21 protein-coding genes are annotated in these 22,528 nt (G+C 70.8%); 10 read left to right on the forward strand and 11 right to left on the reverse strand.

Annotated features, from left to right (window positions below; translation table 11 throughout):
- Window positions 1-37: 37 nt before the first annotated feature.
- The 4 genes from HDA39_RS10030 to HDA39_RS10045 form a co-directional block, all read right to left on the reverse strand.
- Complete coding sequence (locus HDA39_RS10030) at window positions 38-1,945, reverse strand: FtsX-like permease family protein (RefSeq protein ID WP_184794952.1); 1,908 nt, start codon at window positions 1,943-1,945, stop codon at window positions 38-40.
- Entirely contained in the window at window positions 1,942-2,652 is a 711-nt protein-coding gene (locus HDA39_RS10035; RefSeq protein ID WP_238356020.1) for an ABC transporter ATP-binding protein, read from the reverse strand. Before HDA39_RS10035 ends, HDA39_RS10030 begins: the two co-directional genes overlap by 4 nt.
- Before the next feature lie 114 nt (window positions 2,653-2,766).
- Complete coding sequence (locus HDA39_RS10040) at window positions 2,767-3,801, reverse strand: P1 family peptidase (protein ID WP_184794953.1); 1,035 nt, start codon at window positions 3,799-3,801, stop codon at window positions 2,767-2,769.
- 17 nt (window positions 3,802-3,818) lie between these two features.
- Window positions 3,819-4,358 carry a TetR family transcriptional regulator gene (locus tag HDA39_RS10045; protein ID WP_202892925.1) on the reverse strand — a complete coding sequence of 180 codons (540 nt, stop codon included), beginning with the start codon at window positions 4,356-4,358 and terminating at the stop codon, window positions 3,819-3,821.
- Window positions 4,359-4,461: 103 nt separating this feature from the next.
- Between HDA39_RS10045 and HDA39_RS10050 the strand changes: the two genes are divergently transcribed.
- Window positions 4,462-5,481, forward strand: a complete 1,020-nt coding sequence (locus HDA39_RS10050; RefSeq protein ID WP_184794955.1) for an aldo/keto reductase — start codon at window positions 4,462-4,464, stop codon at window positions 5,479-5,481.
- Between the two features lie 33 nt (window positions 5,482-5,514).
- A complete protein-coding gene (locus HDA39_RS10055) occupies window positions 5,515-6,027 on the forward strand; it encodes a DUF2087 domain-containing protein (protein ID WP_184794956.1) in 513 nt (170 codons plus the stop codon).
- Here the strand turns inward: HDA39_RS10055 and HDA39_RS10060 are convergent.
- Both HDA39_RS10060 and HDA39_RS10065 read right to left on the reverse strand, forming a co-directional pair.
- The gene (locus HDA39_RS10060; protein ID WP_184794957.1) at window positions 6,009-6,899 is read right to left on the reverse strand and encodes a phosphotransferase enzyme family protein; all 891 of its coding nucleotides are present in this window, start codon (window positions 6,897-6,899) and stop codon (window positions 6,009-6,011) included. The genes HDA39_RS10055 and HDA39_RS10060 overlap by 19 nt on opposite strands.
- A gap of 56 nt (window positions 6,900-6,955) precedes the next feature.
- Window positions 6,956-9,706 (reverse strand): bifunctional acetate--CoA ligase family protein/GNAT family N-acetyltransferase, encoded by a 2,751-nt coding sequence (locus tag HDA39_RS10065; RefSeq protein ID WP_337925695.1) that lies wholly within the window; start codon window positions 9,704-9,706, stop codon window positions 6,956-6,958.
- 88 nt (window positions 9,707-9,794) lie between these two features.
- On the opposite strand from HDA39_RS10065, the gene HDA39_RS10070 reads away from it, so the two are divergent.
- Window positions 9,795-10,940 (forward strand): ArsB/NhaD family transporter, encoded by a 1,146-nt coding sequence (locus HDA39_RS10070; protein ID WP_184794958.1) that lies wholly within the window; start codon window positions 9,795-9,797, stop codon window positions 10,938-10,940.
- Here HDA39_RS10070 and HDA39_RS10075 read toward each other — a convergent pair.
- Window positions 10,937-11,512: an ABATE domain-containing protein gene (locus tag HDA39_RS10075; protein WP_202892926.1), complete on the reverse strand. Its 576-nt coding sequence runs from the start codon at window positions 11,510-11,512 to the stop codon at window positions 10,937-10,939. The two genes, HDA39_RS10070 and HDA39_RS10075, sit on opposite strands and share 4 nt — an antisense overlap.
- A gap of 86 nt (window positions 11,513-11,598) precedes the next feature.
- Here HDA39_RS10075 and HDA39_RS10080 point away from each other — a divergent pair, with 86 nt between their 5' ends.
- The 5 genes from HDA39_RS10080 to HDA39_RS10100 all read left to right on the forward strand — a co-directional run bounded on the left by HDA39_RS10080 (window position 11,599) and on the right by HDA39_RS10100 (window position 16,540).
- Complete coding sequence (locus HDA39_RS10080) at window positions 11,599-12,462, forward strand: MBL fold metallo-hydrolase (RefSeq protein WP_184794960.1); 864 nt, start codon at window positions 11,599-11,601, stop codon at window positions 12,460-12,462.
- A complete protein-coding gene (locus tag HDA39_RS10085) occupies window positions 12,459-13,703 on the forward strand; it encodes an MFS transporter (RefSeq protein ID WP_184794961.1) in 1,245 nt (414 codons plus the stop codon). Before HDA39_RS10080 ends, HDA39_RS10085 begins: the two co-directional genes overlap by 4 nt.
- On the forward strand, window positions 13,700-15,409 hold the full coding sequence (locus HDA39_RS10090) for an AMP-binding protein (protein ID WP_184794962.1): 1,710 nt from the start codon (window positions 13,700-13,702) through the stop codon (window positions 15,407-15,409). Before HDA39_RS10085 ends, HDA39_RS10090 begins: the two co-directional genes overlap by 4 nt.
- A gap of 118 nt (window positions 15,410-15,527) precedes the next feature.
- Complete coding sequence (locus tag HDA39_RS10095; RefSeq protein WP_184794963.1) at window positions 15,528-16,295, forward strand: ABC transporter permease; 768 nt, start codon at window positions 15,528-15,530, stop codon at window positions 16,293-16,295.
- A complete protein-coding gene (locus HDA39_RS10100; RefSeq protein WP_184794964.1) occupies window positions 16,292-16,540 on the forward strand; it encodes a DUF2630 family protein in 249 nt (82 codons plus the stop codon). Before HDA39_RS10095 ends, HDA39_RS10100 begins: the two co-directional genes overlap by 4 nt.
- Window positions 16,541-16,615: 75 nt before the next feature.
- On the opposite strand, the gene HDA39_RS10105 is transcribed toward HDA39_RS10100, so the two are convergent.
- The 4 genes from HDA39_RS10105 to HDA39_RS10120 are packed head-to-tail and all read right to left on the reverse strand — an operon-like array spanning window position 16,616 to window position 19,422.
- Window positions 16,616-17,038 (reverse strand): TIGR03667 family PPOX class F420-dependent oxidoreductase, encoded by a 423-nt coding sequence (locus HDA39_RS10105; RefSeq protein ID WP_184794965.1) that lies wholly within the window; start codon window positions 17,036-17,038, stop codon window positions 16,616-16,618.
- A gap of 24 nt (window positions 17,039-17,062) precedes the next feature.
- Window positions 17,063-17,479 carry a CoA-binding protein gene (locus HDA39_RS10110; protein WP_184794966.1) on the reverse strand — a complete coding sequence of 139 codons (417 nt, stop codon included), beginning with the start codon at window positions 17,477-17,479 and terminating at the stop codon, window positions 17,063-17,065.
- A 27-nt stretch (window positions 17,480-17,506) separates the two neighbouring features.
- Window positions 17,507-18,166 carry a response regulator gene (locus tag HDA39_RS10115; protein ID WP_184794967.1) on the reverse strand — a complete coding sequence of 220 codons (660 nt, stop codon included), beginning with the start codon at window positions 18,164-18,166 and terminating at the stop codon, window positions 17,507-17,509.
- Window positions 18,148-19,422, reverse strand: a complete 1,275-nt coding sequence (locus HDA39_RS10120) for a sensor domain-containing protein (protein ID WP_184794968.1) — start codon at window positions 19,420-19,422, stop codon at window positions 18,148-18,150. The genes HDA39_RS10115 and HDA39_RS10120 overlap by 19 nt, the downstream gene beginning before the upstream one ends.
- Before the next feature lie 108 nt (window positions 19,423-19,530).
- Here HDA39_RS10120 and HDA39_RS10125 point away from each other — a divergent pair, with 108 nt between their 5' ends.
- Both HDA39_RS10125 and HDA39_RS10130 read left to right on the forward strand, forming a co-directional pair.
- Window positions 19,531-20,373, forward strand: a complete 843-nt coding sequence (locus HDA39_RS10125; RefSeq protein WP_238356021.1) for an ABC transporter ATP-binding protein — start codon at window positions 19,531-19,533, stop codon at window positions 20,371-20,373.
- Complete coding sequence (locus HDA39_RS10130; RefSeq protein ID WP_184794969.1) at window positions 20,373-22,340, forward strand: FtsX-like permease family protein; 1,968 nt, start codon at window positions 20,373-20,375, stop codon at window positions 22,338-22,340. Before HDA39_RS10125 ends, HDA39_RS10130 begins: the two co-directional genes overlap by 1 nt.
- Window positions 22,341-22,528 lie beyond the last annotated feature (188 nt).

Genomic DNA, 22,528 nt, shown 5'->3' on the forward strand with positions numbered 1-22,528 from the left:
GCCCTCATCCTTGCATGCGCCGGTCCGGGGACTCCGGCTAACCCACGCTGGCCTTGCGCAGTACCGGTGCGCCGGCCGCTCCGGCGACCGCGACCAGAATCAGTCCGACCGCGACCTGACCGAACAGCAGCAGCACTCCCCAGTTGCCCTGGGTGATCACCTGCCCGCCGCTCAGCAGCAGCCCGCAGCACGCTCCGAAACCGACCACCGGCAGCCCGACTCCGACCACCGGTACGACGGCCGCGAGGCGCGACGAACGCTCGATCACCTTCAGTGGTACGCCCGAGCGGCGAAGCGCCTTGGCCGGGCCCGCCTGGTCGAGCGCCGTACCGACCGCTCCGGCGGCGGTCGAGGCCGCTCCGGTGACGAAGACCAGTCCGAGCAGCAGCGCGACGCCCAGTCGCATGTCGAGGAACAGACCGGCCTGGTGCTGGTCCTTCTCGGCGTCGGTCAGCGGCACCCTTCCGGGGACGAGGTCGTAGAGCACGGTCCGGACGCCCTCGCGGTCGTTGCTCGCGACGACGATGTCGACGGTCTGGTCGCCGGTCGTGACCTGGCCCTTCAGACCGGCGCCGGCGAGCCGGGTCTTGGCGTCCTGGGCGACTTGGGACGTGCTGGCCTGGGACGTGTAGAAATCGAACGAGGCGTCCTTGCCGTCCCCGTTGATGCCGTACGGCATGAACAGCGCCAGGAAACCGGTGACGAACCCGCTCAGTACGAGCGCGGCGACCGGCCGGAACGCGGCCTTCGGGTCGTCGACGAGGCGTCGGCCGGCGAGCAGCGCGACCGGGCCTTTCGCCGTACGGGCCAGGAACCTGCCGATGAGCTGGACGGCGAACGGACCGACCACGCGGACCGCGAGCGCGCCGAACCCGACGCCGATCACGAGCACGAGGATCGCGCCACCGGTGCCGACCACGGCGAGGATGATCGGGCCGACGACGAGCAGCGCGAGCCGGAGCGGCGTGATGCCCTTGCGCGTCTGGCCGCGGACGACGCCGAGCGGCGTGATGCTGACGCGGCCGAGGCCGATCAGCGCGCTCAGGACCGACAGCAGCGGTACGACGATGAGGACGAGCAGCACCAGCCACCAGCTGACGGTGAGGTCCTGGACGTACCAGCGGCCGCCGCCGATCGGGATTCGCGCGATCAACGGGCTGAGGACGGTGTAGCCGATCAGGCCGGCGACGGCACCGAAGAAGCCGAGGACGGCTTGCTCGACCGCGCTGAGCAGGAGGACCTGGCCGCGCGTCGCACCGGCGAGTCTCAACGCGGCGAGCCGGTGTTCGCGACGCTTGGCGGCGACACCGGCGGCCTGGCCCACGAGGCTGAGCACCGGGAACAGGACCAGCGCGATGCCGAAGGCAACGAATGCGAGCAGGGTCGCGATCCGCTGGTCGGTCGACGTACCGTGCCAGGTCTCGAGGTAGTTCGGACGATTGGTGGCTTGGAGCCCTGGCGCGTTCGGCTGCAGGCCGCGGATCGCGACCAGCTCGTCCGGCGAGGACAGGCCCGCGCTGGAGATCGTGCCGGTCGGTTGGGCCGTCTTGTAGCGCTTGGCGAGGTCCGGGCCCCAGAGCTTGGCGAGCGCGGGCGAGACGAACACCTCACCCGGTCTCGGCGCGTGGTCGAGTCCTGGCGGTGGTGGCAGCTCGGCGTTGCGCTGGTCGTCGGTGACGGCGAGGTCGAGGCGCTGGAACGGCTTGCCGTCGACCATGTCGTCGACGTTCCTGGTCACGCCGACCGCCGTACGGGCATCGCCGTCGTCGCTGACCCGCCAGCCGATCCGGTCGTTGCGCTCGGTCAGCCCGAGCGTGCCGGCGATCAGGAACGTGATCAGCAACGCGACGATCGCGGTCGCGCCGAACGCCGCGCTGTTGGCGGCCCGCCCGCCAGGTCCCGGCCTGCGCACGAACCGCAGCCCGAGCGAGGTCATCGGATTCATCGGTCGCTCACCCGGCCGTCGACAATCCGTACGACGCGGTGGCAGCGCGCGGCGACCGCGTCGTCGTGCGTCACGACCACCACGGCCGCACCCCGATGCGTCGCGGCGCCGACCAGCAGATCGATCACCTGAGCCCCGGTCGCCGCATCCAGCGCCCCCGTCGGCTCGTCCGCGAACACCGCCTGCGGCTCCCCCACCAACGCCCGCGCGATCGCGACCCGCTGAGCCTGGCCTCCGGACAACTCCCCTGGCCTGCGTGTCGCCTCGTTGGCCAATCCCACCTGAGCCAGCATCCCCCGCGCCCGGGTGACCGCTTCCCGCCGTGACACCCCGTCGACCATCAACGGCAACGCCACATTCTCATCCGCCGGCAACTCCGCCAGCAGCTGATTGTCCTGAAACACAAACCCGAGCCGCCTTCTGCGCAGTACGGTCCTCTGCGCATCACTCAGCTGATCCACCCGCTCGCCGCCCAGCCACACCTCCCCCTGATCCGGCGTCAGGATCCCCGCCAGCACGTGCAGCAACGTCGTCTTCCCGTTCCCGCTGGGCCCCATCACCGCCAACGCCTCCCCCGGCCTGACCGCGACATCCACGCCGGCGAGTCCGACCACCTCTCCGTAGTACTTCACCAACCCCCACCCAGCCAACGCCGGCTGCTGGTTCTGGTGGGACATCTGCATCATGTGAGGACTGGGCTGAGTCATACCCCAAACCCTGTCGGCTTTGGACCACGGCTACGTCGGCCCCGAGACCTGTCTCCCCATCGCCTTTAGGTCACCCGGCAGCCACTGTTCGTAGTCCCCAGGTAGTACGCCGCCCTAGCCGTTCGTGAAGGCTGAGGGGTAGGTGTCGCGGTAGCTGGGGAGGTGGCCGGCTGGCGAATCTACCGACTCGGCGGCCAGGACGCCGTGGACGATGGCTCGGGTGAGGCAGTGGGCGCCGGCGGCGAAGATTGTTTCCAGCTGGAGTAGCGCGGTGGGGTCGGTGACGCTCAGGCGTGGGGTGTCCTTGGGGGCGGTGGAGGCGGCGAAGACGGAGTCGCCGTCGACCAGGGTGTGGACGGGGTCGATGGCTCGGGCCAGGCCGTCGTGGGCGATCATCGCGAGGCGTTTGGCTGCGGCCTTGTCGAGTGAGGCGTCGGTGGCGATGACGGCGATGACTGTGTTCATGCCGGGGATCGGGCCGGTTGCGGTGGGTTGGGGCTCGGTGGGGGTGTTCAGTACGCCGTACTCGTCGGCCAGGGCGGTGGATTCGCCGTACAGGCGGCCGGCGGGGCCGACGGCTGAGCCGGCGGCGTTGACGATGGCCAGGGCTCCGACTGTGGTGCCGTCGTCGAGGCGGACGCTGGCGGTGCCGGTGCCGCCTTTGAGGGCGCCTACGCGCGCGCCCGCGCCGGCGCCATGGTTGCCTTGGGCAACTGGGTCGTCGGTGGCGGCGGTGATGGCGTCTCGGCCCCAGTCGGCCGTCGGGCGGGCGGTGAAGCCGCCGCCGCGGCCGAGGTCGAAGATGACGGCGGTGGGGACGATCGGTACGACGTCGCGCTCGCCTGCGCCGACGCGGACGCCTTCGCCGCGTTCCTCGAGCCAGGCCATGACACCCGCGGCGGTGTCGAGGCCGTAGGCGCTGCCGCCGGAAAGGACGATCGCGTTGACGCCGGGGTTGGCGTTGACCGGGTCGAGCAGGTCGGTCTCGCGGGTGCCGGGGGCGCCGCCGCGGACGTCGACGCCGGCGACCGCCGTACCGGGGAAGTAGACGACCGTCGTACCGGTCAGGTACGGCGGGTCGGTGCGTTCGACCTGCCCGACCAGTACGCCGGGGACGTCGGTGATCGCGTTGTGAGGACCTGGCTGCATGAGGTCTGTCTTAGCACCTATGGCTTGAGCAGGCCGTCGAGGGCGGTGTGCAGGATGGGATCCACGTAGTCGGCCGGCGCGTGGATGGTGGCCAGGGCGACGACCATGTCGAAGATCTGCTCGAGGGTGAGGTCGTCGCGGACCTCTCCGGAGGCTTGGGCTGCCTCCAGGAGCGGCCGACCGGCGGCGAGGCCGGCTGCTCGGCCTTCGCCGAAGACGGATTCGTCGGTGCCGAGTTGGGTGAGCAACTCGGTGGCGACGTCGCGCTTGGCGGTGATGAAGGCGGCGAAGCGCACCAGCCACGTACGCAGCGCAGCGCCGGCGGTCTCCCCTGCGGCGACCTCCGCGGCGGAGCACAGCGCGGCGACCTCGTCGGCGTACACGGCCTCCAGCAGTTCGCGGCGGCTGGGGAAGTTGCGGTAGAGGGTCGCCATCCCGACCCCGGCGCGGCGGGAGATCTCGGCCATCGAGGTCTCGCCGCCTTCGCTGAACGCCTGGCGCGCGGCGGCGAGGAGCTTGTCGCGGTTGCGTTGTGCGTCGGCGCGCTTGGCCGGCACCGGCTCTCCTTGTAAGTGGATAGCCTGTCCGTTACTGTCTAAGTGGATAGCCTCTCCGGTCATGCTCCGGAGCCTACCTCAACCCCCGTGAAAGGGACTTCAGATGGACTACCGCCCGCTCGGACGCACCGGCATCACCGTCAGCGAGCTCTGCCTCGGCGCGATGATGTTCGGCGGCGCCGGCAACCCCGACCACGACGCCTCGATCCGGATCATCCACCGCGCGCTCGACGCCGGGATCAACTTCGTCGACACCGCCGACGTCTACTCGGCCGGTGAGTCGGAGGAGATCGTCGGCAAGGCCCTGGCCGACCGGCGCGACGACATCGTCGTGGCGACCAAGGTCGGGCTGCCGTTCGACGACGACCCCAACCACCGCGGCGCGTCCCGGCGCTGGGTCGTCGAGTCGGTCGAACGGTCGCTGCGACGGCTCGGGACCGACTGGATCGACCTCTACCAGATCCACCGGCTCGATCCGGCCGTCGACATCGACGAGACGCTCGGCGCGCTGTCCGACCTCGTGGCGCAGGGCAAGATCCGCGCGTTCGGCGCCTCGACCGTGCCCGCGTCGGAGATCGTCGAGGCGCAGTGGGCCGCCGAGCGACGCGGCCGGGAGCGCTTCCGCACCGAGCAGCCGCCGTACTCGATCCTCGCCCGGGCGATCGAGAACGACGTCCTGCCGACCACCCTGCGGTACGGGATGGGCGTGCTCACCTACAGCCCGCTCGCGATGGGCTGGCTCACCGGCGGCTACCGGATCGACGCGGAGAAGCCGGAGTCGGGACGGGCCGGGCGGTTCCCCGCGCGGTTCGACCTCGGGCTGGAGGTCAACCAGCGCAAGCTCGCGGCGGCCGACGCACTCGCGAAGCTCGCCGAGGAGGCGGGGATGACGCTGATCGAGCTGGCGATCGCGTTCGTCGTACGGCATCCGGCGGTGACCTCGGCGATCATCGGTCCGCGCACGCTGGAGCACCTCGAGTCGCAGCTGCCGGCCGCCGGGATCGCGCTCTCCACGGAGGTGCTCGACCGGATCGACGAGATCGTGCCGCCGGGTGTCACGCTCAACGCCGAGGACAACATGTCGTTCACCTCGGCGTTGTCCGCGGCCGCGCGGAGGCGCTGATATTCGGTTGCCGTCGTCACTAGCGTGGTTGGCATGAACGCCGATCAACTCTGTGGATTGCTGGCCGAACCGTCCCGCCTGCGGGTGTACTCCGCGGTGGTGCTCGGGGCGGGAAGTCCCGAGCAGGTCGCGGAGCGGACCGGGCTGGGGCCCGGGGTGGTCGCGAAGGCGCTGCAGCGGCTCGGGAAGAGCGCGCTGGTAGTTGCGGAGGGCAACGGTCTGCGGGCCGACGAGGGCGCGTTCAAAGACGCCGTACGGACGAGCCGGCCGGAGCGGGAGCCGCTCTCGGACGATCCGGAGCGCGACAATGTGCTGCGCTCGTTCATCCGCGACGGGAGGCTGACGCACTTCCCGACCGTGCCGGCGAAGTTCAAGGTGGTGCTGGAGTATCTCGCCGGCTCCTTCGAGCCCGGCCGCCAGTACGCCGAGCGCGAGGTCAACAAGATCCTCGAGCGGTGGCACGCCGACTACGCGACGCTGCGGCGGCAGTTGGTCGACTACGGGCACCTCGATCGGGCGGACGGGATCTACACCCGGGCCGCCTGAGCCGCGCGTTCCAGTACGCCGGGTGCCGGCAGCGACTCGATCTGGCCGGCGATGTTGCCGGCGGCGAACGCCCTGTGCTCGTCGGCGAGGTCGGAGTCGAGCGCGGCGGTCGTCTGCCCGTGCAGGTAGTTCAGCATGATCGCCAGCCCGGTCGCAAAGCTCTCCGGGCCGGTGATCTCGCCTGGTCCACCGGCGGCGCGGTACGCCGAGGCCAAACGCCGTACGGCGTGCTCGTCCGTCAGGTGGTTGATCAGCAGGAACCCGAGCTCCCGGGCCGGGGGCAACGGTCCGACGTTGTCCCAGTCCACGAGATACGGGCCGTCGGCACCGATCAGCACGTTGGACGGCGTCAGGTCGCGATGGCACAGGACCAGTTCGCCGAGGCTTGTCGAGTTCACCAGGTCGGTGAGCTCGACGAGCCTCGGGACAGAGGCGGTCAGCTCGGGCGCTCGCTCGGCGAGCGCGGGCCAGTCGACGTCGACGCGGTGGTACCAGACATCGGTCTCCATCGGCCCGTCGGTCCACCCGACGAGGTGGATCGTCGCCATCTGCTCCGCCAGCCAGGCCAAGGTGTCGAGGTCGTCGCGGGACGGTACGACGCCGTCGATCCATTCGTACAGGCGCCAGCCGTCCGCGACGTAACAGCCGGACGGCGTCGTCAGCGGCTCCGGGCTGGGCAGTCCGCAGGCTGCCCGGAAGGCGACCTCCCGACGGACGGCCGCCTCCTGAGGTGGACGCCAAAACGCTTCCTTGGCGGCGAACACACCGTGAAGGGTTTCGAGGCGCCAGACCGCACCCATCGCACCCCGCGCGACGCGGGTGAACGCAGCAGCCTCGCCCAGCCCGAACGCGGTCGCCAGCGCGCCGGCCATCGGCGGCAGCGCGCCCGACGAAGGTGACGAGGCAGGCGCCGCTGGATCCTCCGGCCTCACGTGAGCCGGCGGGCCGGCATGTCCTGCCGGGGCTTCTCGTTCGGCGCGATCCGGATCGACGTGTCCAGCACAGTCGCGCCGGCCGCGGAGACCAGCACCGAGCGAAGGTCCAGCCGGACGACTTCCTCCAGTTCCAGCGTCAGTCGAGAGACCCGGTGCAACAGGTTCTCGATCGCGGCGATGTCCACCGGATCCGACCCCCGGTACCCGTACAGCAGCGGCGCCGCTCGCACCTCACGCACCATCTCGGCCGCGTCGAACGTCGTCAGCGGCGGCATCCGGTACGAGCGGTCGCCGAGCAGATCGGTCGCCACCCCCGAGAGACCGAAGGACACGACCGGGCCGAAGGCGACATCCTCCTGCGCCGAGATCACCACCGGTACGCCGGGCGGCGCCATCTTCTGGACGACGAACTGCGCCCGCGCCGGGTCCGAGGCGACGCCGAAGGTGCTCGTCATCTCCGCCCACGCCTCGCGCATGTCGTCCTCGTCGTGGATGTGCCGCCAGATGTCGGCCAGGTCCGGCCGCATCCGCCACTGCTCGGCGGTCGCCTTGAGGATCACCTCGAAGCCGAGATCGGCCGCCCGGGCCACCGCCTCGTCCGCCGACAGGACCGGGAACGCCGGCAGCACGCTGATGTCGTAGAAGCTCAGCAACCGCTGCCGATCCGCGTCGTCCAGGTCCGCCCCGGCCGGGTGCCGCTGCAGGAACTCCGCGACGAAGTCCTCCGCGCCGGCCGAGTCGATGTCCGGGACGGTGGGGATCTGGTCGTCCGCCCGCCGCCGCCACTCGGCGTACTGGGTCGCCTTCGCAAGCGCGCCCACGGCGTACTGCGGTGACAGGAACGACGGGATCGACCCGCGCGCGGCGCCGCCCTGCTCGTCGGCGACCCGGAGCTGCTCAGGCACGCTGCGCGAGGCCAGGAACGTCGACAGCACCGGCTTGTCCGATCCCGCGGCCGCTGCAGCAAGCACCTGCGCGACCTCGGCGACGTTCGACTGGACCGGCGGTGTGAAGATCACCACCACCGAGTGCACCTCGTCGTCGGCGATCACTGCTGTCAGCGCCTCGCAGAAGTCGTCCGCCGATGCGTCCGCGCTCAACGTGTGCGGCTCCCCCGCGACGTCAAGTCCGCAGCTGGCCATCGTGTCCAGCGCCAGCAGCGTCAATGCGTCCGAGTTGCTCACGATCGCCACCCGCCGGCCCTTCGGCAGCGGCTGGTGCGCGACGAGCTGAGCGACGTCGAACAGCTCACCGGTCGTTTCGACGCCGATCAGCCCACTCTGCCGGAACAGCGAGTCGACCGTTGCCGCCGGCAAATGACTGCGGCGGACCGTGTGCCCCAGCGGAACCCCCTGCGTGGCTCGCCCGGACTTCAGCGCGATCACCGGCTTGCGCCGCGCCAGCCGCCGCGCGACCCGGCTGAACTTGCGCGGGTTGCCCAGCGACTCCAGGTACAGCAGCACGACCTCGGTGGACTCGTCGGAGTACCAGTACTGCATCAGGTCGTTGCCCGAGACATCGGCCCGGTTGCCCGCCGACACGAAACTCGACAGCCCCAGCCCGCGGCCGACCATGTCGGCCAGGATCGAGACGCCCAAGGCGCCCGACTGGCAGAAGAAGGCCACCCGCCCAGGGCTCGGCATCAGCGGGGACAGCGTCGCGTTGAGCGAGACCCCGGTCGCGGTGTTGATCACACCCAGAGCGTTCGGCCCGATCACGCGCATCCCGTACGAGCGTGCCAGCCCGACCAGCCGCCGCTGCCGGCGACGGCCCTCGGCGCCCACTTCGGCAAAGCCGCTGGAGACCACGACCAGCCCGCGAACGCCCTTGGCCGCGCAGTCCAGCACGACGTCGACGACCGCTTCGGCCGGCACCGCGACCACGGCCAGGTCGACTGTGTCGTCGACGTCCCGAATCGTCCCGCACGCCGCGACGCCGTCGATCGCCTCGGCCTTGGTGTCGGTGTTCACGGCGTACAGCCGTCCGGGGAAACCGCCGTCGCGCAGGTTGCGCAGCAGCGCGTTCCCGATCGTCCCCTCGCGCCGGGACGCGCCGATCACCGCGACGCTGGTCGGCGTCAGCAGCCGCGCGATCGACAGCGCCTCGGACCGCTGCTCGCGCGCCTGCATCACCCCGAACGACGTGTCGGTCGGCGCGATGTCGAACTCGACCATGATCACGCCGTCCTCGAACTCCCGGGCGACGGTGTAGCCGGCCTCGGTGAAGACGGTGATCATCTTGCGGTTGTCCGGCAGCACCTCGGCGACGAACCGGGCGATCCCGTTCTCCCGGGCCGCCTGCGCCAGGTGCTCCAGGAACAGTTGCCCGAGTCCACGACCCTGGTGCGCGTCCTCGATCAGGAAGGCCACCTCGGCGGTCCGCCGGCCGGTCCGCTCGTAGCGGCCGACCCCGATCATCGCGTCCGCGACGGTGACGATCAGCGCCAGCCGGTCGTGGTAGTCGACCTGGGTGAACCTCGCTACGTCCCGGTCCGACAGCTGCGGGTACGGCGCGAAGAACCGGTAGTACTTCGACTGCTCCGACACCCGCGCGTAGAACTCGACCAGCAGATCCGCATCGTCCGGAGTGATCGGCCGCAGGTGCGCCGTGGCGCCGTCCCGCAGTACGACGTCCGCCTCGAGCTCGGCCGGGTACCCGTCGGGCCGCCCGGACAACGGCCGTCCCGCCAGCGGCAGCCCGGCCAGGGTCTGCCCGGCGGTGTCAGGCTCCTCCGGCGGCGTCACGCGATCAGCCTACTCACCGGACCGGTGCGGGGACCAAGACATTCCGGGCCGTTCCGATCCACGGAAGGCTGCCGCATAGGCTGCGCCCATGTGGTGGCTGAGCGCGCTCGGCGGACTGAGCGTGCTGGTCTCAGGCCTGCTCGGGCTGGACGACGCGGTAGGGGTGCTGGAGCGCATCGCCCCCGTTCTGGTGTTCCTGGTCGCTGTAACCGTCATCGCGGGCCTGGCGGACTCCGCCAAGGTGTTCGAGGTCGCAGCGCGGGAGGCGGCTCACCTGGCCCGCGGCAAGGTCTGGCGGCTGTGGCTGCTGGTCGTCGTACTGGCTACTGCGCTCACCATCGTCCTTTCGCTCGACACCTGCGCGGTGCTGCTGACTCCGGTCGTGCTGGCGATGGCCAGGCAGTTGGAGATCCCGCCGAAGCTGTTTGCCTTCACCACCGTCTGGCTGGCCGGTACGGCGTCCCTGCTGCTGCCGGTGTCCAATCTCACCAACCTGCTGGCCCTGCACCGGCTGGACCAGCTCGGTCTGGGCCTGTCGGACTACCTCGGACTCAGTTGGCGGCCGGCGCTGGCAGCCGTGCTCATCACCGTGGCGGTCCTGGCCGGTCTCTTCCACCGGGACCTCAGGCGCGAGTACGCCGTACCGCCCACCCCGGCTGTCGACGACAAGGTGCTCTTCTGGAGCTCGGCCGGGGTCTGCCTCGCCCTGGGACCGGCCTTCGTGTCCGGTGTGGAGGTGGCGATCCCGGCGAGCGTCGGCGCGGTCGTCCTGGCCGTGCTGTTCGCCGTACGGCGCCGGGCCGCACTGAAGTGGTCGCTGGTCCCCTGGCGCCTGGTCGTGACAGTCGTCGGGCTGTTCCTGGTGGTGGGCGCGCTCACGGCCCACGGGCTCGAGCAGCTGCTGGGTGACATCGCCGGGACGGTCTCGAGCGGGGTGGCATCCGACCTCAGGCTCACCGGTACGGCGGCCGCCGGGGCGAACCTGTTCGACAACCTCCCGGCGTACCTGGCGATGGAGCCGGTCGCCGCCGCAGAAGGCCACCGGATGATGCTGCTGCTCATCGGCGTGAACTGCGGCTGCCTGCTGACCCTCTGGGGCTCGCTGGCCACACTGCTCTGGCGCGACCGCTGCGTAGCGGCCGGCGTCCATATCTCCTGGTGGTCGTTCCTCTGGCGCGGGCTGGTGCTGACCCCGCTGGTGCTCGCCGGGACAGTCCTCGCGCTGCGGCTCTAAGCAGTACGCCGGGCGTAGGCGCGCGCCGCCCTCACACGATCGCCGCAGCGAGTGGAGCACCACTGACGTCGGCCGTGGCGCAGCAGGTAGCGGTTGCAGGGCGGCGAGTCGCAGGCGGCCAGGCTTTCGGCGTCCGGGCCGGCGAGCAGGTCGGCGGCGTCGGCCGCGATCGTCGCGAGCGCGCGGTCGAGGAGCTCGTTGGGAGGACACGCGGTCTCGCGGTACGGCCCGGACTTCTCGTCCCACAGCAGCAAGGGGGCCGTGGGCACCCGGCGCAGCGCGTCGTTCACGGCACTCAGTGCCGCGGGCAGCACCGGGATCCCCTCGACCCGGGCCGCGACCAACGCTCGGACGTTCTCGCGCAGCGAGCGCAGTTGCGTCGCGCACATCTCCCGGAGGTTGGCGCCGCCGGGCGCGAGGCCGTGGTCGGTCAGCCAGCGGTTCGTCGCGTCGAGTGTGCCGAGCAGGTCCACGAAGTTCCCGTTCGGGAGGGCGTAGCCGCTGTTCACGAAATCGAGCGCGAGGTACTGCTCGGCGCCAGGCGCGGGCGACAGGACGGACTCGTTGCTCACGGTTCTCATGCTACAGCTTGCGTTCATCCGTGAGAACCACTTACGCTTCTCACGGGTTCAGCATCGTCTATCCGTGAGGAAGAACCATGGTCACCGAGCACTTCCCGGTCCGCGTCCTGGGCGGCCCGACCGCCGTCTTCGAGTACGGCGGGCTGCGGTTCCTCACCGACCCGACCTTCGACGAGCCGGGCGACTACGCGCGGGGCGGGTCGAGGAGCCTGCACAAGACCGCGCCGGCATCCGGCCACCCGGCCGACCTCGGCCGCATCGACGTCGTCCTGCTCTCCCACGACGAGCACCCCGACAACCTCGACCACACCGGGCGCGCGCTGCTCGCCGACGTACCACTGACCCTCACCACACCCGCCGGAGCCGAGCGGCTGGGCGGCAACGCCAAAGGACTGGCCAACTGGCAGTCGATCCAACTGGGTTCCGGGCCAGACGCCGACGGCAGCGACACCTCAGCCGGTACCGGCAGCAGCCCCACCCCGGCTGGTACCGGGCGCAGCGACACCCCAACCGGTCCCGGCACCACGATCACCGTGACGGGCGTGCCCGCCGTCCACGGTCCGGGCGAGCGCGAGGACGTCGAGCCGTTCACCGGCCAGGTCGTCGGGTTCGTCCTGACCGGCGACGGCCTGCCGACCGTCTACGTCAGCGGCGACAACGCCTCGCTCGCCGCGGTGCAGGAGGTCGCCGACAAGTTCGGGGCGATCGACACGGCCATCCTGTTCGCCGGGGCTCCCCGCATTCCCGCCCTGTTCGACGGCGCGCCGCTCGTCCTCGACAGCACGCAGGCTGCCGAAGCGGCCCGCCTGCTCGATGCAACCCGAGTGGTCCCCGTCCACTACGACAGCTGGTCCCACTTCACCGAGGGCCGCGACGAAATCGTCGCCGCGTTCACCACCGCCGGACTGGCCGACCGCCTGGACCTCGGCCTCACGCAGTGACCGAAGCGGCCCTCACCGCCGCGACCCAACGCCGTACTCTCGTCGTCCTCGTCGCCGCTCAGATCCTCAGCGGCGCAGGACTAGCTGCCGGCGTAACGGTCGGGTCGCTGCTCGCGCAGGAGCTGCTCAACTCCACCAGCCTCGCCGGTCTACCCAGCGCACTCGGCACGGCCGGCTCAGTACTGGCTGCCGCGATCGTCGCGCGCATCTCACAGTCCCACGGCCGCCGTCCGGGCCTGGCCACCGGCTACCTGCTCGGCGCGATCGGCAGTGCCGGTGTGATCGCAGGCGCGGTCGCCGACAGCCCAGCCCTGTTCTTCGCCGGGCTGTTCGTCTACGGCGCCGGTACGTCGACCAACCTGCAAGCCCGGTACGCCGGAGCCGACCTGGCCTCCCCAGCGCACCGGGCTCGGGCAGTGTCGACCGTGCTCGTGGCCACCACTGTGGGCGGCGTGGCCGGCCCCCTCCTGGCCGCGCCGACAGGCGACCTCTCAGCCGGTCTCGGCATCCCCTACCTGGCCGGGCCGTTCCTGCTCGCCGGTGCGGCGTACGCGATCGCCGCACTGGTCCTCGCGGTCTGGCTGCGCCCTGACCCGTTGCTGCTGGCCCGCACTGTCGAGGACGCCACACCAGACCAACCAAGCGCTCAGCCCGACCAGCGCCGTACGGGAGTGACCGCCGGCACGCTGGTCATGGTGATCACCCAGGTGGTGATGGTCGCCATCATGACCATGACGCCCGTCCACCTGCAGCACCACGGACACGGAACGGTGGCGGCAGGGGTGGTCATCGCGATCCACCTCGCGGCCATGTACCTGCCCTCTCCCCTGACCGGCTGGCTCGTCGACCGCTACAGCAGTGTCCTCATCGCCACCGCCTCCGGCCTGACCCTGCTGGCGGCCGGGCTCGTCGCGGCGACTACCTACTCCGTCGCAGGGCTGGCAGTCGCACTCGCCCTGCTAGGCCTGGGCTGGAACCTCGGCCTGGTCAGCGGCACAGCGATCGTCACCGCAGCTGTCCCGCCTGCCACCCGTGCGAGCACACAGGGCCTGGTCGACGTGTGCATCGCCGTAGCCGGTGCCTTCGGCGGACTGGTCTCCGGCGTGGTCGTCGCCGAAGCCGGCTACCCGCTCCTCGCTGCTGCAGGTGGCGTCCTGGCGCTCGGCGTCGTACCGGTGGTGGCGCTCGCCGCGCGGGCAGATTGCCGTCAGCACCGGCGTCGGGAAGAGTGCGGTGCATGAGCGAGGAACAGAGCACCTCGGACAACACCCGGGCCTTCCGTGACGCGCGCGACTTCCTGATCGCGTACCGGGAGGACTACGACACGGCGTACCGGGACTTCAGCTGGCCGGCCTTCGACCGGTTCAACTGGGCGCGGGACTGGTTCGACGCGCTCGCGGTCGAGCAGCCCGAGGTCCCGGCGCTGACCATCGTCGAGGAGGACGGCGAGGTCAACTCGCTGACCTACGCCGAGATGGCCGAGCGGTCGCGTCAGGTGGCCGGCTGGCTCACCCAGCACGGGCTGCAGCCGGGCGACCGGGTGCTGATCGTGCTCGGCAACACCGTGCCGCTGTGGGAGGTCATGCTCGGCTGCATCCGCGCCGGCGCGGTGATGATCCCGGCGACGACCCTGCTCACCGACGCCGACCTGGCCGACCGCATCACGCGTGGCGGCGTACGGGCTGTGGTCACGGCGAGCGCCGACGCGACCCGGTACGACGGCGTCGCCGACCACTGCCTGCGCGTCGCCATCGGCGAGCCGGTCGACGGCTGGCTCGACTACGAGGACACCCGCCAGTACGACGGCCCGGTGCCCGAGGTCGACACCGCGGCCGACGACTCGCTGCTGCTCTACTTCACGTCCGGCACGACCAGCGAGCCGAAGCTGGTCGAGCACACCCAGGTCAGCTACCCGGTCGGTCATCTGTCGACGATGTACTGGATCGGCCTGCAGCCCGGCGACGTGCACCTGAACGTGTCGTCGCCCGGCTGGGCCAAGCACTCGTGGAGCAACGTGTTCGCGCCGTGGAACGCGGGCGCGACGGTGTTCCTCTACAACTACGCGCGCTTCGACGCCGAGAAGATGCTGCGGGTGCTGCAGACGTACGGCGTGACCACCTTCTGCGCGCCGCCGACGGTCTGGCGGATGCTGATCCAGGCCGATCTGTCCGCGGTCGAGGTCGCGGTCCGCGAGTGCATCTCCGCCGGTGAGCCGCTCAACCCCGAGGTGATCGAGCAGGTCCGCAACGCCTGGGGCATCACCATCCGCGACGGCTACGGCCAGACCGAGACGACCGCGCAGATCGGGAACCCGCCCGGCCAGCCGGTCAAGCTCGGCTCGATGGGCCGGCCGCTGCCCGGGTACTCGATCGCCTTGGTCGACGCGGGCACGGACGCGATCGGCGACGACGGTGAGATCTGCATCGAGCTCGCTCCCCCGCCGGTGCCGCTGATGCGCGGCTACCGCGACGCCAAGGCGCTCACCGACGAGGTGATGCGCGGCGGTTTCTACCACACCGGCGACGTCGCGCGCCGCGACGAGGACGGCTACATCACGTACGTCGGCCGCTCGGACGACGTGTTCAAGGCCAGCGACTACCGGATCTCGCCGTTCGAGCTCGAGTCGGTCCTGATCGAGCACCCGGCCGTCGCCGAGGCGGCGGTCGTGCCGTCGCCGGACCCGGTCCGGCTGTCGGTGCCGAAGGCGTACGTCGTACTGGCTGCTGGGCGGGAGCCGTCGCGGGAGCTGGCGGCGGAGATCCTGCAGTTCTGCCGCGAGCACCTGGCGCCGTACAAACGCATCCGGCGCCTCGAGTTCGCCGACCTGCCGAAGACGATCTCCGGCAAGATCCGCCGGGTCGAGCTCCGCACGGACGAAGCCGAAAAGGTCGCCGCAGGCAACACCCCGGAACACGCCTACGACGAAGCCGACTTCCAGCAGCCCTGAGCCGGGGCTGATGCCGGCCCCTCCTACTCCTCTTACCGGCCGGTGCGGCCTCAGCCCATGACGACCTCATCGGCCGCATCGCCGCCGGCCTCGCCACAGAAGGTGGTGAAATGGCGGGATGTCGACGGACACCGGCCTGGGAGTAGCCGCCTTCGTAGTCCTGCCGTTGCTGGTAGCCATTGCCGTAGGAGCATCGCGGCTCGCCCAGCTGCGGCACGACAAAGGCATCGTCACCGCGGCGATCCGCGCCGTCCTCCAGCTCGCCCTGGTCGGCGCGGTCGTCGGCTTCGCGCTGCAGACGATCTGGGGTGCGCTCGCCTTCGTCGGCGTGATGCTGACCGTCGCCACGATCACCAGCACCCGCCGGCTCCGGTCCACGGCGGTCGTCCCGCGTCAGCTTGCGTACTGCGCGCTCGCGATCGGCGGCAGCGCGTGCGTCGTCCTGCTGCTGCTCATCCTACCGGGCGTCGTCCCGCGCAACCCCGAGACGATTCTCCCGATGGGCGGCATCATCATCGGCGGCGCGATGAACGCGACCACGCTCGCCGGCCGGCGCCTGCTGCACGAGTACGGCGCCCGCTTCGGCGAGTACGAGGCCGGCCTGTCGATCGGACTGCTGCCGGCGGACGCCTTCAAACTCGTCGCCAGTCCGACCGCGGGCGACGCGCTGCTGCCCGCGCTCGACCAGACCCGGACGGTCGGCCTGGTCACCCTGCCCGGCGCCTTCGTCGGCATGGTCCTCGGCGGAGCGTCGCCGACCGCTGCGGCGGCACTCCAGCTCGTGGTCCTGCTCGGCCTGATCGCCGCCGAGGCGCTCGCCATCCTGGTCACCACCGAACTGCTGGCCCGCGCCGCGCTGCCGGACGGGCGTACGGTTTCCTCATGACCGACGACAACAGCATCCTCCACCGCATCAACGGCCTCGTGGCCGAGGAGCACGACCTGCGCACCAAGCACGCCGCCGGCCAGGTCGACGACGCCGACGAGAAGGCCCGCCTGCGCGCCCTCGAGGTCGAGCTGGACCAGTGCTGGGACCTCCTGCGCCAGCGCCGCGCCAAGCGCGAGTTCGGCGACAACCCCGACGACGCCCAGTCCCGCTCCGCCGACACCGTCGAGGGCTATCTGAACTGACCCAACACTTCTTTCAAGTACCAACCACCCATCAGGTGGTTGGTACTTGAAAGATGCTGGTGAGAAACCTGTCTGTCAGAAGCCCCGCAGCTTGTCCGGCGTGATCCGCAAAAGCACCGAGTAGTCTGCGTGGAAATCCGCCGGCGACATGCTCAAACTCGCCAGCCCCTCGGCGTACTTGGCGTCGTACACCGCCCTCTCCTCCTCCGAAGGCCCGGCAGGATCCACTACCGCGGACCCCGAGATCACCCCGACGTCCCCACCCGTGAACGTCGCGTTGAAGTGCAGCGCCACCCGGGGCTGACTCTCCACGTTGCGCACCTTCGCCTTCGCCGGCTGCGAGAACACCAGCAGCTCCCGCCCGTTCCAGGAGAACCACACCGGATTCGGCGCCGGCGTACCGGACTTGCCGACGGTCGTCAGCCAGAGCACCTGCTCGCCCGCCAGCTGCTTCTCGATCCGCGCGCCGAACGGCGTGGACGTGTCGATCGTGAACATGTGAACCCCTCTGAACGGAAACGGTCAGTTCGGGCCCAGGCGTCCCCACTCGATCGCCGGGCAGCGGTTCATCACCATCGTCAGTCCCGCGGCCGTCGTCCGGGTGAAGGCGTCCGGGTCCTCCACATCCAGCTGGAACCAGACCGCGCGCGCGTTGATTCCCACCGCCTCGTCCGCGATCGCGCCGGCCAGGTCGGACCGCACGAACACGTCCACGCAGTCGACCGGGAACGGCACGTCCGCCAGCGTCGCGTACCCCTGCTCACCGTGCACGGTCTCCGCGGACGGATGCACCGGCACGATCCGCTTCCCGTGCTGCTGCAGGAACCGCGCGACGCCGTACGCCGCCCGGCTGGTGTTGTTCGACAGGCCAACCACGGCCCACGTCTGGCAGTCGGCCAGGATCTTCCGGATGTCGCTCTCGTCAGCCCAGTTCGCCATGCAGCAATCCTCTCTCGCCGAACAACCTCACGCCTGACGCCGCAAGTAGGTCAGTACGGCGGACACCCGCCGATCCAGCCCGTCCTCGAGCTGCAGCTTCGCGAAGATGTTCCCCACATGCTTCCGCACCGCCGCCTCACTGACCACCAGTTCGGCGGCGATCGAAGCGTTCACCCGCCCCTCGGCCATCAGCGCGAGCACCTCCAGCTCGCGCGGCGTCAGCGCCGCCAGTGGCCCGTCGTCCCGCCGCCGCGCCAGCAGCTGACGCACGACCTCGGGATCGACCACCGTCCCGCCTTCAGCCACCCGATCGAGCGACGCGAGGAACTCCGTCACGTGCCCGACCCGGTCCTTCAGCAAGTACCCGATCCCACCGGTCGTTGTCTCCAGCAACGACGACAGATAGGCGTCGGCGACGTACTGCGACAGCACCAGGATGCCGATCGCCGGCAGCTCGGCCCGGATCGCCGCCGCCGCGCGCAGCCCCTCGTCGCTGTGCCCGGGCGGCATCCGCACGTCGGTGATGACGACATCCGGCGGCGACTTCCGTACGACGGCCAGCAGCGCGTCCCCGTCCCCGACGGCGTCGCGGACCTCGTGACCGGCGCGGTCGAGAATGCTGGCCAGCCCCTCACGCAGCAGCATCGAGTCCTCGGCGAGCACGATGCTCAGTCGTCGAGCCGGCACGGGCACTCCATCCGTAGTCGCGTAGGCCCACCCGGTGGGCTGGACAGGTCGAGTGTGCCGCCCAGAGCGTCCAGCCGGGTCACCAGCCCGGTCAGCCCGGTCCCCTGTGCCGGGTCGGCGCCGCCCTGGCCGTCGTCAGTCACCGTCACGACCAGGCGGTCGCGGTTGACCCAGGCCTGGACGTGGCAGTTGGTCGCGCCGGCGTGCTTGGCGACGTTGCCCAGTGTCTCGCTGACGAAGAAGTACGCCGCCGCCTCGATCGGCGCCGGCAGGCGGTCCGGCAGCGACACCTGTACGGCGACCGGCAGCGGCATCCGGTCCGCCACCTCCCGTACGGCGGCCTCCAGCCCCAGGTCGACGAGCACCCGCGGGTGGATGCCGCGCACCGCCTCGCGCAGGTCAGCCAGCGCGGCCTCGGCCTCGCCGTGCGCCTTGACGACCAGCCGCTTGCTCTCACCCTCCGGCAGGTCCAGCTCAGCCAGTCCGAGCGTCATGGTGAGCCCGACCAGACGCTGCTGCACACCGTCGTGCAGGTGCCGCTCGATCCGGGCCCGCTCGGTCTCGAACGCGTCGACCAGGTCCAGGCGGGATCGTCGCAACTCCGCGACGTTGCGACGCAGTTCCTCCTCCCGTGGGCCCAGCAGCGCCTTGGCCAGGGAGGCCTCGGCTGCAGCCAGTACGCCGAGCAGGTACGACGACACGACGTAGAAGCACGGCCCGAAGACGAACAGGAACAGAAACCCCTCGCCGGTCGTGTCGAGGATCCACGGCCCCATGCCCATCTCGTCGTCGGTCGCGATCATCGGGGCCAGCACGGTGAGCACGAGGACCGCGGCGCTCATCCCGGCGAATGCCGCGCTGAAGATCCAGACGAACGTGCCAAGCAGTACGCCGTACCCGAGCGACCGCAGCGAAGCCTGCTCGCGCCGGCGGAACTTGAGCCGCTCCCGCCGGGTCATGGTCGGTGGCAGCTTCGCGTGCGGGCTCGCGATGCCACTGGGCAGCACCAGCCGCGCCCGCCACCGCTCGACGCTCCCGATGACGACGCCGTACAAGGGGAAGAGCGTCAGCAGCAGCACCCCGACCACGATCGGGCTCAGCACCGCACTCACCCCGACGGAGACCAGCAGCACCGCGATCGTCAGTACGCCGACCGGCACCGAGCTGAGCAGGTAGGCATAGCTCCGCCAGGGCCATGACGACACGAGGTACCTCCGCATCGTCAGCGCCGCCCAAGCCGACTCCGGTCGCTGCACACCGCAACCCTAGGTCCCCGCGAGGCCGCCGCACGGTAGCTCAGGCGCTACCTCGACAGTCCCCCACAAGCCAGCGCGCCGAGCCATGGCAGACGGTTCGCTAGAACCATGACCAGGACCGTGCCTCAGCACCCCCAACCGGCGATCGCCCAGCATCCCACCGCTGCGGGCACCCACCGCCCGGCGGCGCAGCCGCCTGGGCTCCAGGGCGACCCGCACCCCCACCATCCCCCTGCTCTGTTGCTGGACGGGATCACCAAGACCTACAAGTCCAAGGCCGGTGCCGTCGACGCTCTGCGCGGTGTGACCTACCACTTCCAGCGCGGCTCCTACACCGCCGTCATGGGCCCCTCCGGCTCGGGCAAGTCGACCCTCCTGCAGTGCGCGGCAGGCCTCGACAAGCCCAGCACCGGCGCCGTCGTACTCAACGGCATCCCGCTGCACGGGCTCAACGAGGTAGCGCTCACCAAGCTCCGCCGCGAGCAGATGGGCTTCGTGTTCCAGGCCTACAACCTGCTCCCCTCGCTCACCGTCTACGACAACGTCGCGCTCCCGCTCCGTCTCACCGGCAAGCGGCCGCGGCGTACCGACGTGCACGACGTCCTCCGGCAGGTCGGCCTGGAGGACAAGGCCAAGCGCCGCCCCGCCGAACTCTCCGGCGGCCAGCAGCAGCGCGTCGCGATCGCCCGCGCGCTGATCACCCAGCCGGCCGTCTTCTTCGCCGACGAACCGACCGGCGCCCTCGACAGCACCACCAGCCGCCAGGTCCTCGAACTGTTGCGCACAGCAACCGATCGCAGCGGCCAGACCGTCGTCATGGTCACCCACGACCCGGTCGCCGCCGCGTACGCCGATCGCGTGCTGTTCCTGTCCGACGGCGTCGTCGCGGGCTCGCTCGACCGCGGCACCCCGCAGCAGATCGCCGCCGCGATGAGCGACCTGGAGCGCTGATGTTCTTCCTCAGCCGCCAGACCGTCAGCCGCCACCGCTCCCTGTACGCCGGTTCCTTCGTCGCCCTCGCCGTCGGTGTCTTCCTGCTCGGCCTCGCCGCGACGGCCACCGCCGCCACCATCGCGTACGACGCACCGCCCGGGTCGACGATCGCCGTCCACCTCCCCGGCGGCGACGGCACCGTCCCGCAGACCGTGCACGTCAACCCGACCGGCGAGGACGTGTCCGGCCTGCAGGTCGTGCTCAGCATGGTCGGCACGATCAGCGGGTTCATCACGATCTTCGTCATCGCCAGCACGTTTGCCTTCGCGGTCGCGTCCCGCCGCCGCGAGATCGGACTGCTCCGCCTGGTCGGTGCAACACCGAAGCAGATCCGCCGGATGATCCTCGGCGAGGCGCTCGTCGTCGCGCTCGCCGCATCCGTCACCGGCGCGATCCTCGCCCAGCTCGCGACGCCACTGCTGCTCGCGAAGGCGTCCTACACCGAGCTCGCGCCGGTGAAGCTCGAACCCGCCAGCCCGTGGGTCGCGCTCGCGATCGCGATGGGCATCGGGATCGTCGTCGCGATGCTCGGCGCCCGCTCGGCCGCGCGACGCGCCGGCCGGATCGGCGCGGTCGACGCGCTGCGGGAGGCCGCGCTGGAACCGCCGCGGATCGGTCCGGTGCGCGTGGTGTTCGGCGTACTGGTCCTGGCCGGTTCGATCGTGCTGCTGGCGCTGATCCGGCCGGGGACGGGTGAGGGGGTGATCCCGCTGGCGATGTTCACGCCGATGCTGCTCGTGGTCGCGCTCACGCTGCTCGCGCCGCTGGTCGTCCCGACGATCGGGCGCCTGCTCGCCGTCCCGCTGGTCGCCTGGACGAACGTCTCGGGCCGGCTCGCCAAGAGCAACGTGGTCGCGGCACCTCGCCGTACGGCGTCGTTGGCGGCGCCGATCCTGGCCATCTCCGCGATCGCCGGCTCGATGGTGCTCACGCTGAGCTTCGCCGCCGACGCGTCCACCGCGAGCATCCGCGACACGCTGCTCGCCCCGATCGTCGTCACCGGCGCGGACGACCTCGGCCAGGACATTCTCGGAACTCCGGGTGTTTCGTCGGCCGACGGAGCGATCCCGCTCACCGTCATCCGCACCGACGCCGACTCAGCCGACCTCGAGAGCGCCGAGGGCATCGACACCGCCGTCGCACCCCGTGCGCGCCGCCTGGAAGCGCTCTCCGGCGATCTCACCGGCCTCTCCGGCGCCAATACCGTTGCCATCAGCAAGGAACTCGCCGGCTTCGAGGGGTACAAGGTCGGCTCGGACATCCCCGTCACCTTCACCGACGGCGGCACTACGCAGCTGAAGGTGGTCGCGATCGTCCGTACGGCGCTCGAGGTCAACGCGTCGATGCTCGTCTCGCAGGAGTTCGCGCACGCGCACGACCCCAAGGCCCAGCCGACCCGGTGGTTCGTGCTTCCCGAGCCCGGCGCCGACACGAGCCGGCTGATCGATTCGCTCAACACCGTCCCCGGAGCGCACGCCGTACCGGCCACGACCTGGGAGGCCGAACAAGGCCAGGGCGTCCGCGACGGCAACCAGCTCGGGCTGGTCCTCCTGCTCGGCCCCGCCGCCCTCTACAGCGCGATCGCCATCGTCAACACGCTCCTGATGGGCAGCCTCCAGCGCGGCCGGGAGTTCGTCACGTCCCGCCTGCTCGGCGCGACTCCGGCGCAGATCCGCCGGATGGTCCTGTGGGAGTCGACGCTGGTCGGCGCGGTCGCTCTTACCCTGGGCACCGTCATCACGGTCACCGTCGGCGCCCTCATCCGCCACGCGATGAGCGAGGGTCTCACCGACGTCCCCACCACGGTCCCCTGGGGCACCCTGCTCGGCATCGGCGTGATCTGCCTGGTCCTCACCGCCGGCTCGGCGCTGGCCCCGACCGCCTTCATCCTCCGTCACTCCCACCCCTCGGCCGCCACGGAGTAGCCGCACCGCATTCCGGGCGGTCCGGAGCAGTTCCGGGCGGGTGGCGCGGGTTGTCCGTGGGGCGTCGTAGGGTTGGCGCGATTGGGCCGGGTCGCTGCCGTGGATCGCGGGGGTGACCGGGGACAATGGCGCTGCCGCCCGACCGCCGCGGCCGCGTAACAGCCGGCACCACCGAGGAGTACACAGAC

It is taken from the genome of Kribbella italica (assembly GCF_014205135.1).
GTDB lineage: Bacteria > Actinomycetota > Actinomycetes > Propionibacteriales > Kribbellaceae > Kribbella > Kribbella italica.